At 56.5% G+C, this 11554-nt stretch carries 12 protein-coding genes, 1 tRNA gene and 1 pseudogene; 2 read left to right on the top strand and 12 right to left on the bottom strand.

Annotated elements, in window-relative coordinates:
• The first annotated feature begins 8 nt into the window (after nucleotides 1-8).
• Nucleotides 9-3110, top strand: a complete 3102-nt coding sequence (locus tag PYV55_RS08165; protein WP_275850192.1) for a type I restriction endonuclease subunit R — start codon at nucleotides 9-11, stop codon at nucleotides 3108-3110.
• 187 nt (nucleotides 3111-3297) lie between these two features.
• On the opposite strand, the gene PYV55_RS08160 is transcribed toward PYV55_RS08165, so the two are convergent.
• The 12 genes and pseudogenes from PYV55_RS08160 to mobI all read right to left on the bottom strand — a co-directional run bounded on the left by PYV55_RS08160 (nucleotide 3298) and on the right by mobI (nucleotide 11096).
• Nucleotides 3298-3588, bottom strand: a complete 291-nt coding sequence (locus tag PYV55_RS08160; RefSeq protein ID WP_275850191.1) for a nucleotidyltransferase family protein — start codon at nucleotides 3586-3588, stop codon at nucleotides 3298-3300.
• A complete protein-coding gene (locus PYV55_RS08155; RefSeq protein ID WP_275850190.1) occupies nucleotides 3585-3992 on the bottom strand; it encodes a HEPN domain-containing protein in 408 nt (135 codons plus the stop codon). Before PYV55_RS08155 ends, PYV55_RS08160 begins: the two co-directional genes overlap by 4 nt.
• Entirely contained in the window at nucleotides 3989-4327 is a 339-nt protein-coding gene (locus PYV55_RS08150; protein WP_275850189.1) for a nucleotidyltransferase domain-containing protein, read from the bottom strand. Before PYV55_RS08150 ends, PYV55_RS08155 begins: the two co-directional genes overlap by 4 nt.
• Entirely contained in the window at nucleotides 4314-4565 is a 252-nt protein-coding gene (locus tag PYV55_RS08145; RefSeq protein ID WP_275850188.1) for a hypothetical protein, read from the bottom strand. The genes PYV55_RS08150 and PYV55_RS08145 overlap by 14 nt, the downstream gene beginning before the upstream one ends.
• Nucleotides 4550-6217: pseudogene (locus PYV55_RS08140) on the bottom strand (methyl-accepting chemotaxis protein); the annotation flags it as partial. The pseudogene PYV55_RS08140 and the gene PYV55_RS08145, both read right to left, overlap by 16 nt.
• Nucleotides 6218-6498: 281 nt before the next feature.
• Nucleotides 6499-7857 (bottom strand): IS1182 family transposase, encoded by a 1359-nt coding sequence (locus PYV55_RS08135; protein WP_275850187.1) that lies wholly within the window; start codon nucleotides 7855-7857, stop codon nucleotides 6499-6501.
• Between the two features lie 49 nt (nucleotides 7858-7906).
• Nucleotides 7907-8518 (bottom strand): MCP four helix bundle domain-containing protein, encoded by a 612-nt coding sequence (locus PYV55_RS08130; RefSeq protein WP_275850186.1) that lies wholly within the window; start codon nucleotides 8516-8518, stop codon nucleotides 7907-7909.
• A gap of 44 nt (nucleotides 8519-8562) precedes the next feature.
• Nucleotides 8563-8637, bottom strand: a tRNA-Arg gene (locus PYV55_RS08125).
• 28 nt (nucleotides 8638-8665) lie between these two features.
• Nucleotides 8666-9259: a hypothetical protein gene (locus PYV55_RS08120; RefSeq protein WP_275850185.1), complete on the bottom strand. Its 594-nt coding sequence runs from the start codon at nucleotides 9257-9259 to the stop codon at nucleotides 8666-8668.
• A gap of 56 nt (nucleotides 9260-9315) precedes the next feature.
• A complete protein-coding gene (locus tag PYV55_RS08115) occupies nucleotides 9316-9711 on the bottom strand; it encodes a hypothetical protein (protein ID WP_275850184.1) in 396 nt (131 codons plus the stop codon).
• A 40-nt stretch (nucleotides 9712-9751) separates the two neighbouring features.
• On the bottom strand, nucleotides 9752-10195 hold the full coding sequence (locus tag PYV55_RS08110; protein ID WP_275850183.1) for an HD domain-containing protein: 444 nt from the start codon (nucleotides 10193-10195) through the stop codon (nucleotides 9752-9754).
• 364 nt (nucleotides 10196-10559) lie between these two features.
• Nucleotides 10560-11096, bottom strand: a complete 537-nt coding sequence (gene mobI / locus PYV55_RS08105; protein ID WP_275850182.1) for a conjugative transfer protein MobI(A/C) — start codon at nucleotides 11094-11096, stop codon at nucleotides 10560-10562.
• A 268-nt stretch (nucleotides 11097-11364) separates the two neighbouring features.
• On the opposite strand from mobI, the gene PYV55_RS08100 reads away from it, so the two are divergent.
• Nucleotides 11365-11554, top strand: a 190-nt coding sequence (locus PYV55_RS08100) for a hypothetical protein (protein WP_275850181.1), incomplete at its 3' end; no start/stop codon positions are given.

The following is an 11554-nucleotide window of genomic DNA, read 5'->3' as shown; positions in this document are numbered from 1 at the left end:
AGCATCCGATGGTCAACTGCACCAAGGCAATCGTTGAGTCTGAAAACTTCATCGTCCTGGACAAATACACCCAAGAACCAAGCACCGCTACGAGCTATCAGAGCGAGGCAGACCTGGAGCAAGAGTTCATCCAGGACTTGCAAAACCAGGGCTATGAGTATCTGCCTGGGCTGCGCACGCCAGAAGCCCTACTCAACAACGTTCGCGCTCAATTGCAGACGCTCAACGGCGTGCGGTTCTCCGATGGCGAGTGGCTGCGTTTTGTGGAAACCTGGCTGGACAAGCCCAGCGACGGCATTATCGAGAAGACGCGCAAGATTCACGACAACTATATCCACGACTTTGTTTTTGACGACGGGCGTCTCCAGAACATCTACTTGCTGGACAAGAAAAACCTTGCGCGCAACAAGGCGCAGGTGATCCGGCAGTTTGAGCAGGCTGGCAAGCACGCCAACCGCTACGACGTAACGATCCTCGTCAATGGGCTGCCGATGGTGCAGGTGGAGCTGAAAAAACGTGGCGTGGCGATCCGCGAAGCCTTCAACCAGGTGCACCGCTACAGCAAGGAGAGCTTCAATGGCGATCACTCTTTGTTCAAGTATTTGCAGTTGTTCGTGATCTCCAATGGCACGGACAGCCGCTACTTTGCCAACACCACGCAGCGCGACAAGAACAGCTTCGACTTCACCATGAATTGGGCCAGGTCGGACAACACGCTGATCAAGGATTTGAAGGATTTTACGGCGACATTCTTCCAGAAGCGCACGCTGCTGCATGTGCTTTTGCACTACTCGGTGTTCGATGTCAACGACACGCTTTTGGTGATGCGGCCCTATCAGATCGCGGCTGTAGAGCGCATTCTCTGGAAGATCAACGCCAGCTACCAGAACAAGAACTGGAGCAGTAATGAAAGCGGCGGTTTCATCTGGCACACCACAGGCTCCGGCAAGACCCTGACCAGCTTCAAGGCGGCCCGACTTGCAACCGAGCTGGAGTTCATCGACAAGGTGTTCTTTGTCGTGGATCGCAAGGATCTGGACTACCAGACCATGAAGGAGTACCAGCGCTTCTCTCCAGACAGCGTGAACGGCTCCAACAGCACGGCTGGGCTGAAGCTCAATCTGGAGAAGGACGACAACAAGATCGTCGTGACAACCATTCAGAAGCTCAACGGGCTGATGAAGGCCGAACCTGACCTGCCGATATATGACAAGCATGTCGTTTTCATTTTCGATGAGTGCCACCGCAGCCAGTTTGGCGAGGCACAGAAAAACCTGAAGAAGCGCTTCAAAAAATTCTGTCAGTTCGGCTTTACCGGCAGCCCCATCTTCCCGGAAAACGCCCTTGGCGCAGAAACCACGGCCAGCGTGTTTGGGCGCGAGCTGCACTCTTATGTGATCACAGACGCCATTCGGGACGAGAAGGTGCTGAAGTTCAAGGTGGACTACAACGATGTCCGCCCGAAATTCAGATCCATTGAGACGGAGCAAGACGAGCGCAAGCTGAGCGCGGCAGAGAACAGGCAGGCTCTTTTGCATCCTGATCGCATCCGCGAGATCACGCGCTATATTCTGGACAACTTCCATCAGAAAACCCATCGCCTGCACGCCAGCAGGAGCGGCTTCAACGCCATGTTCGCCGTCGACAGCGTGGACGCCGCGAAGCTGTATTACGAGTGCTTCAAGGAGCTGCAAAGTGGCAGTAGCAACCCGCTGAGGGTTGCTACGATTTACTCGTTCGCGGCCAACGAGGAGCAAGATGCCATAGGCGACATAAAGGACGAGAGCTTTGACGTTTCTGCGATGAACCGCAGCGCAAAAGAGTCTTTGAGCGCGGCCATTGCGGACTACAACGCGATGTTCAAGACCAACTTTGGCTTGGACAGCAATGGGTTCCAGAACTATTACAGGGACATATCCAGGCGGGTCAAGTCCATGGATATCGACCTGTTGATCGTGGTGGGCATGTTTTTGACAGGATTCGACTCTCCTAGGCTCAACACGCTTTTCGTGGACAAGAACCTGAGATACCACGGGCTGATCCAGGCCTACTCTCGCACAAATCGCATTTTTGATGCCACCAAGACCTTCGGCAACATCGTCACTTTCCGCGATCTGGAGCAGGCAACGATCGATGCCATCACCCTATTTGGAGACAAGAACACCAAGAATGTCGTACTGGAGAAGAGCTACAGCGAATACATGCAAGGCTTTATCGACGCGATATCCGGCGAGGCCCGGCGCGGCTTCGTGGATGTGGTCAATGAGCTGGAGAGCCGATTCCCTGACCCGACAGCCATCTTCAAAGAGTCCGACAAGAAGGAGTTTGTCAAGCTGTTTGGCGAGTATCTGCGCATCGAAAACCTGCTGCAAAACTACGACGAGTTCGCCAGCCTGAAGGACTTGCAAGCCGTGGACATCAACGACGCGGCCGCGCTGGAGGCGTTCAAGTCCAGGCACTACCTGACAGATGAAGACCTGGCGGCGCTGCAAGCCATCAAGATTCCAGCCGAGAGAAAAATCCAGGACTACCGCTCTGTCTATAACGATGTGCGCGAATGGCTGCGACGGCAAGAGTCTTCATCGGCGGTGGATGTGCCAAGCATCGACTGGACAGATGTGGTCTTCGAGGTCGATTTGCTCAAGTCGCAGGAGATCAATCTGGATTACATCCTGGAGTTGATCTTCGAGCGCAACAGGGGCTTTGCAAGCAAGTCCGACCTCGTGGACGAAGTTCGCCGCGTGATCCGCTCAAGTCTTGGCAACCGCGCCAAGGAGAGTCTGCTGGTGGACTTCATCAACCAGACGGATCTTGGTCAGTTTAGCGACAAGCCGAGTGTGATCGAGGCGTTTTTCAGGTTTGCTCAGGCAGAGCAACAACGCGAAGCGCAGGAGCTGATCGCATCAGAGGGTCTGAACGCAGAGGCAGCGCGGCGCTACATCACCACATCGCTCAAGCGGCAGTTTGCCAGCGAAAGCGGCTCTGAGCTGAACTCGATTCTGCCGAAAATGAGTCCGCTGAGCCCGCAATACACAGAAAAGAAGCAAAGCGTTTTCCAGAAAATCTCTGCGTTCGTGGAGAAGTTCAAGGGCGTGGGTGGCAATGTCTGAGGAATCGTGCCGTCCCATTTTGATCGCCAAGGCTTCGTCTGCCGTCCCTTTCGACGACAACTCAAGGCAATACAAGGTGGGTGTTTCCGTGGTTCCTGTTGGCCCGAATTAGCGCGTTCGGGCTGCGCGCTCAACGGAAGTAGTCACGCTCGTCGCGCCAGTCACTGGGAAAGAGTTGCCGCGCAGATCATACCTGGCGAGCCTCCGCAAGCACCGTGGCCCGGAAGTTGTCGGGCAAGGCGTTGGGCGTCAACACGTCCACCGGCACACCGAGCAGCTTGCCGAGTTCGTGACGGATCGCGCCGATGTCGAACAAGGTGGTTTCCGGCGTCGGGTCGATGAGGATGTCCAGGTCGCTGCTGTCGGTGTCCTGACCGCGCAGGACAGAGCCGAACACCCGAGCGTTGCGGGCGCGGTGAGACTCAACCACATGCCGAATCGCGGCACGGTTCAAGGACAATGCTTCAGAGGGCTTCATAGACCCATCCTGTTATCGTTATCGTGCTGGTCTTCTTGCATAAACTCGGAACGCATGGCCGCAATGAAAGTCGCGGCCTGTTCCACCATTTCTTGCGCATCGCTCAGTTCCACCGGATCGCCTTCGTAGTCGGCAACGTAACGAAATGTCTCAGCGTATTTAAGGAGGCGCCCCATTTCCTTCGGCAGCAGCCCGTTCTTGACGAGTCGATCACTAAAGGCATTGAGGACACCCTTGTGTGTTTTCCCAACCTCAACCCCCGAGACAATCAACGCGGCCCGTGCCGCGTCGAACATAGCGTAGTAGGCGCGATTGCACGCGCCATCTGCGTCCCCGATATCGAGCAGCACCTTGGCAGACGCGGCAGCCTGAACAGCTTTTGCCATCAAATCCTGTGCCTTCACAGCCTGACCCCTTCGCGGGCAATGTTGTGCAGCAAAGCCGGATTCGAGAAACGCTCCGGGTGCTCCCATTCATCCATCCACACGGGCAGGGGCGATATGTTGATGCCCGTCTCAAGCAGCACGTCATAAGCCACATCAGCCATCGCCAATGTCGTTGGTAGCAATCTTTGGTGCTCACCGGTCAGCAGTACGGCAACGTCCGCATCACTGTCCGGGCGGGGCGTGCCGCGTGCACGGCTGCCATAAACGATGGCCCCCGCCATGCTGTAACCAGGGGCCAGCAAAGCAAGGAAGCGCCTGACGGCTTCTTCGGTGTCGTGGTCAAGAGATATCATCGCGCACATCCCCATCTTTCTCTTCGCTGTTTGCAAGCAAAAGAGTGTTCAGCAAATTCAAGTCGCTGGAGGCCATGAAATAGCGATCATCAAAAACCACTTCCATCTTGAGAGGGTTTGAGTTTATCACGGACGCAGCCCATGGAAAAGACTCATACTGCGGCAGCGGCGGCATTATTTGCTGACCTGCATTCAGTGCACCACCAAGACAGTCGCGCCAAATCAAAAACTCTCCCACTCACCCTCTTCGCTACTCGCCCTCTTCGCGCCCATGACCGGACTCGCGGCGGATACATCTTGCTGCTTGAGTCGCGGCGCCGCAGGCGTCGATCCCGAGACGCTATGGCCTTTGCGCGCAGCGCCATAGCTTCTAGGAGGCTTGAGCGAGTCCCTGGCAGGAGATGTAGCGGCTGCCCCGCCCTTCCCCTTCACCTCGTTCGATAGCTGCACTATGGATTGCCCCACGCGCTGCGATGCGCGTGCGAACGGCGAGTCTGCGTCGATTTGCCGTTCGGCCTCCTGGTATGCACCTCGGTTGATGGCCTGCGCGACTTTGCCTGCTTCCTGGTGGAACTGTCGATGTTCTTCGATGAGCTTGGTGAATGACGGGCGACCGCCGTATTGCGACCGCCCCTTGCCGTGCAACCATTTGCCCAGTTCGCAGCAGTCGTCGCGGCCAATTTTTTCGGCGTCCAAGGTTTCTCTTTTCTGGATCGCAGCGCGAAGTTTCGTCTTCCAATCGGCGTGTGCACGGATCGCGTTGTCCAATCGAGCCTGAGTATCCTGTTCGCCATCGGCTTGCAGCGCGGCAGAGAAATTCATCGGGACATGCGCCGATGGAGTGCCCCTGTTGCCATCGGTAGCGAATAGCGCTGCGGGTGTTGCGCCGATCGCGGAGTCTTTTTCTGGCTTGGTAGCCCATTGCCCGGATTGCGATTGCCCGGCATCGAGCTTGAACATGGACACGGCGCGCACGAGTTCTTGCGCCTGGGCGTTGAGGCTTGCGGCGGCGGCAGCCATTTCTTCCACGAGTGCGGCGTTTTGCTGCGTTGCCTGATCCATCTGGCCCACGGCTTCGCCAACCTGTGCCACGCCCGCGCTTTGCTCGCTGCTGGCCGCGCTGATCTCGCCCACGATGTCTGTCACGCGGCGGATTTCTGTGACCACATCGGCCATGGTTGCCCCAGCCTTGTCGGCAAGCTCGCTGCCTTGTTCTATGCGACCGACGCTTGCTTCAATGAGTGCCTTGATCTCCTTGGCTGCCGAAGCGGATCGCTGGGCCAGGGCGCGAACCTCACTCGCCACCACGGCAAAGCCACGGCCCTGCTCGCCCGCACGCGCGGCTTCTACTGCGGCGTTGAGTGCAAGGATGTTCGTCTGAAAAGCGATGCCGTCGATCACGCCGATGATGTCCGCGATCTTGCGCGAGGCTTCATGGATGCCTTTCATGGTCTGCACGACCTCGCCCACCACTTCTCCACCCTGAGTCGCCACGGCTGAAGCGTTTTGCGCGAGCTGGTTGGCCTGGCGCGCGTTGTCGGCGTTCTGGCGCACCGTGGCGCCAAGCTCTTCCATGGATGCTGCGGTTTCTTCGATCGCGCTGGCCTGGCTTTCGGTGCGCGCCGAGAGGTCGGCGTTGCCCGAGGCGATCTCTGCGCTTGCCACCGATACGGAGTCCGAGGCGTGGCGCACGTTCGACACCACCTCACGCAGTGCAGCCTGCATACGCGCGACGGCCGCCAGCACGCTCGCGCGGTCGCCCGCACGCACGGGCAACTCGACCGACAAATCCCCCTCGGCCACGCGCCCGACTGCGGCAGAGAGAGCGTCGGGCTCGGCGCCGAGCGCGCGCGTGATGCGGCGCGTGATCAGCCAGCCATCAATCACGGCAAAGAGAAAGGCTAGCAGCCTGTCGGACTTTGGGCGTCGATAGCGAGAATGCGCCCCAGCGAGGCCAGTTTTTGCCGGATTCGCCGCCCCATAGTGCTGCTATGGGGTAAGAAGACGGTGAAAAATGGACCGCTGCGGCGCATTCGCAGCCGACGATTCCAAAGTCCAACAGGCTCCTAGCAGCCTGTCGGACTTGAGCCGACGAACGGGGCGAATTCGAGCTGAAATTGGCTGAAATTGCTGTTTTTGAGCGAAAAACGCACTTTTCCCCCTGTTTTTCCCTACGCAAGACGCAATACGGCCAGGCGCTTCAAATTCCACGCCAGGCAAACCAGCGTCCACTCGCCCGCGACCTGCTCCAAACCGCGCAGTGAGAACTGGCGAAAGCCCAGCACCGACTTGATGATGCCAAACACCGGCTCAACGGTTTGCTTGCGCAGCGCGTACAGCGCCCGACCTGCTTTTGTCTTGAGCTTGTGCGCCATCACCTGCGCGGGCGTTGCGTCCTCGGGCAGGGCTGCGGGCTCGGTAAAACGCGCCAGCGGCGTTGGGTGGTGTTCATCTCGTTTAACGGCAATGAAGGGGTCGATGTTTTTCGCTTGGCAGGCTTGCACGTTCTTGGCGCTGTAGTAGCCCGTATCGGCCAGCAGTTGCTTGGCCTGACCGAGCACTGGCGCCAGCGCTGCGATGCGCTCGAGCATGGGCTGTACTTGCTCTTTGTCGTTGCAGGCCTGCGTGACGCTGGGTGCGACGATGAGCATGCTGGCGGCATCGACGCCAGCCTGGGCGTTGTAGGCTTGCTCGAATCCGCCGCCGGCCACCGGCATGATGCGCGATTGCTCATCGGTGAGGTTGATCTGGTCTTGGGCCTGGGGCTCAGCACGGGGTGCCTTGGGCAGTTTGCCCCGGGGTTTCTTGCCGGTTTCCTTGGCCTTTTGTTCACGCTGCGCCAGCTTGGCTTGGTATTCGGCCTGTTCTTTGTCCAAGCGCTTCTTGGCGCGCTCCTGGATCTTGGCTTTTGCCGCTTCCATGGCCTGGAGCCGATCCTGGCGTCGGGCGATTTCCTCTGGCAGGCTCATGCCATCGGGGAGCGCAGATTGATCGGCTTGCTCGGCCATTTGCAGCAGCGAGTCGACTTCTGCCCTGAGTTGGATTTCCAGCTGTTCAATGTGCCCCAGGGATAGGGCGCTGTGGCGCGAGGCGTTGGCCTTGATCTTGGTGCCGTCCAGGCTGATCGTGCCCAGCTTGAGCAGTTTCATCTCTTGCGCCAGCTCCAGCACTTGCACGAAGAGGCCCGCCAACTCGCCAAGAAAGCGCCGGCGAAAGTTCGCCAGGGTGTCGTGGTCTGGGTGGGCACCAGCCGCAATGAAACGAAACGCCACCGAGTCATAAGTGGCTCGCTCGATCTTGCGGCTCGAAAACACGCCGTTGGCATAACCATAGACCAGCAGTGACAGCAGCATGGAGGGGTGATAGGCTGCACTGCCTCGCCCGCCATAGGCCTTTTCCAGCGCGCTCACATCCAGGCGGTCGACCACTTCGACGATGAATCTGGCCAGGTGGTCTTGCGGGAGCCATTCGTCCAGCGAGGGTGGCAGCAGGTACCCAGTCTGGCGGTCAACACTTTGGAAGCGGCTCATCTGTCGGTAGGGTTGGGTGGCAATGCCCAGATTATCCCAGCTGGGCTGCTTAAGTCCGACAGGCTGCTAGAACGCAGACGGCGATCAGCAGGTTGCGCTGCAAAGCAAACTCAGCGGCAGACGCCGCAACGAGCTGGCTCGCACGCTGGGCGGCGTAATCAAGGTAGTCATCCATCGCTTTGTCGAGCGCGCGCAGCAGAGGCAGGCATTCATCGTTGATCTTGGCAACCGCGGCCTCGCGCTGCTGGTTCGCAGCCAGATCGACGATGGCGAGGGCGACCGGCGCGTATTTCTGCTCGATGGCGTCAATTTGCTCCACAAGGCGGCGCACGGTTTCGCTGGTTCTTGCGTCCTCTTGCGTCAGGGTCTTGAGCTTTTGCAATGCGCCGCCAACCTCCGCATGCGCTTGCAGGGCGGCGGTTTTGTCTGCGATGAGTTCTTCGGGCTTGGCGCGCAGCACCATGTTGCGTACCGCGATTGCACGCTGCTGCACCGCTACTTGCACCTCACGCGCGGCATTGAGCCGCGCTGCCGTGACTTCTACATAGTTTTTGTAGCGCTGATTGGAGTCATTGATCCCTTTGATGGCAAATACCACCACGAGCAGTACCAACAAAGCCAATCCGCCGAAAGCCCAACCGAGCTGGGCACGCACCGTCATTTTTCGCATTGTTCGCTCCACGCAATAAGCATACCCGCAGAAACTGGCCTCACCGTCAGGACTCGAACCTGAATCTTCCGATTAGAAGGCGGATGCACTATCCCTTGTGCTACAGCGAGGTGTTGACCCGGTGTGATCCGGTATTGGTTATGTGTTGCTGATGCTGCCGCAGCCAACCCGCCTTATCAAGCCTGCGATAACGGCGTATTCATCGGGGATACCCACCAACGTGAGGCTTTCCTGATTGGCGTCTTCCAGCGCGTCTTCTGCGGCGTGCGCGAGGCTTTTCTTTTTTGCAACCAGGTCGCGCAGCTCACCCATAGCACTAGACGATGGCATGAGCGTCGTGTATCCGCTGCTTTCGTTCGTCCTGGATGGCAGTCGCTCCCATTCAGAGGCACCGGATTCCTCTATCGTGGCAAGCACTTTTTGGTACGCTGCGGCCTGCGCATGGAAATTCTGATCCGCCAGGAGGGCATCAACGCCAAGCGCATGCTGCGTTTTGTGGATGGCCGTGCGCAGACATTTGAGAACATCGAGTGTTTCTTCGTATCGGCGTAAAAGTGCAAGCGACTCGTCGATGCGCTTCGACGTGAGGATTCGAGCGCCCGCATCTTCCTGGCTCCGAACAGCAACAGGAGTTGCAAGCCTGCATGCCCGCTCAAGAAGTTCGTCAGCATGCGTTTGAATGCGCGCAACAACCTTGTGGGCGCGGCTTAGGGTGATGGTGTAATTTGCCATTTCAGTTGGTGATGTGCAATGGAATACAAGGAAACTCGCGCTCACACGACTCTATCTCAAAATCCTTCTCTGCGCCGAGATTTTGTAAACACCGCCGCTCCAGAAGCAAAGGCCCACAGCATTATTCCAATGTCAACCACCAGCGGCACCCTGCCAATCAGGAGATACAGCGGGATGTAAAGCAGGTTGCAGAACAGGCATGGCAGCAGGAGCACTCCGAAAGCATCCGGGCGCCGGAAGGACAAATAGCTTATCAAGCCGTAAACCAAGAAGTATTCAGGCAGGCTGGGCTTCATAGAGCTGGCAAAGAACTGCGTCAATCCAGACAACGCCAGCAGTATGCACAACATGTAAAGCAATGGGGTTCGCTCCTTTGGAAGACCTTCTCCATCGTGCCTGAATGTCATTATTTTCCATGTGTGCGCGATCAGCGCTGATGCAATCTTTCCCATGTTGCTCTCCTTTTGCTTTTGTCAGGCATCGAGACGATGTTCACTCAGCGAACACTTCTTTCAGTCTCAACCAGGCTGCCATGTATTTCCTGGTGCGCCGAATAGTCGCCTCATCGATCGTGCTCATGCGCAACAAATTGATGTTGTCTTTTATGTCCGCGATCTTGATCCTTGCTGCAGATCGATTCTGAGCGATTCTTTCAATGAATTCTTCGTAGGTTTCGTGTCTCTTGCGACTTACAGCTTTTATGAGTTCCACCGTCCTGTCGCTCAAGCCAAATTCAAGTAGCTGAACTTCGTCAATTTCCGTGTCCTCAATCACGTCGTGCAGCAACCCGGCAACCATCAGTTCTTCGTCGCCGCTTTCTTCGAGATTGAGCATGACGCGCAGCGCGTGCAGGATGTAGGGCTTCCCGGCTTTGTCTTTTTTGCCAGAGTATGCCTGCACGGCTATTTCCATGGCATCATCAATTGTTATCGTCATTCAATTCCCCTGGTTGTTTGTTTTAATCATAACAACACAAGCGGGTTTGTGCAACTACCTTTTGCAAGCTGGCGCATGCTTTGTCTTTTTTATGCCGCTCAGACTTTTGATGATTGCAGCAGCCAGCGTCTAATCTAGGATGGATATATGAGTCACACGGGCCAATGGATTCTTGCCATCAGAGACTTCGATTGATCGTCTTGGCTTTGCAGATATTGAAGCGGGCCGCGCTGGATGGAATTGAATCTGTGCGCGCCAGGCTTCAAAAGCTACAGAGGACAATGAGCAGAGAGTCCAGGTAGAAAAAGCGCGGGCCATCTTCGGATCGCTGCGCTTTTTCTTTTGTCTTTATCGAGATTGGTTTTCAGGTTTCGTGGTCGATTTCGGCGTGCTCATCTTCTTCAACCCCTCCGGTGTCACGACCCCAGTTCAAACCGAGCAGGTTTTTCTTGTCCACCTTCCCCGCGCTTCTCATGGAGATGATGGCTCTCACCACGTGCCTCGCTGATTGACGAATAATCGCCATTTTTTGTTCAGTCTCTTTCACCATATCCCATTCCCATTCTTTTGCATGGGCTTTCAGTGTGTTTTCATGGTAGGAGAAGGTTTCAGTCCCTCTTCGTAGAGGAGTCCTCACCTTTGTCCTTGATCCGGTCTTACCAAACCATTTGATATGCGACCACTTGATCTCGATGTGGTTTCCTCTGCGATAGCAGGACAGCTCAAGAGAAGTCCTATTCTCGTACCCAGGGCGCCGCGCCTCCTCCCGGCGAACGAAGTCCCAGTAGGCAGTAGCAGCAGCCATCCCAACCTCATGCAACTCATCGATGCAGCGAACAAGCGCAGCAAGTGCTTCATCATAGGCTTTCACACACACCCCCAAATCCATAGGCTTACTCATGATGGATTCGACCTACAAATCCATCCCGGCGTTTTGGCGGTTTTTTGCACCGCGCAGGTGGATGATAGCAGAAATACGCTATGGAAACACACCTTGCCCCATACAGCTAACGACGAACCTATCGGCTACGAAACCTTCGTCGTTAACGTTATGGAAACGACCGCCGTTTCGTCGTTTGCGCTCGTGATGGCTAGTAAGATTCGCTTCAGATCAATTCTAGCTGGCTTCTGGCGTAGAAGCTGCCAAAAATACGCTATGGAAACACACCTTGCCCCATACAGCTAACGACGAACCTATCGGCTACGAAACCTTCGTCGTTAACGTTATGGAAACGACCGCCGTTTCGTCGTTTTCGCTCGTGATGGCTAGTAAGATTCGCTTCAGATCAATTCTAGCTGGCTTCTGGCGTAGAAGCTGCCAAAAATACGGTATGGAAACACACCCTGCCCCATACAGCT

The organism is Extensimonas soli (genome assembly GCF_029211265.1).
GTDB lineage: Bacteria > Pseudomonadota > Gammaproteobacteria > Burkholderiales > Burkholderiaceae_C > Extensimonas > Extensimonas soli.
This window is presented reverse-complemented; position numbering and strand designations above follow the sequence as displayed.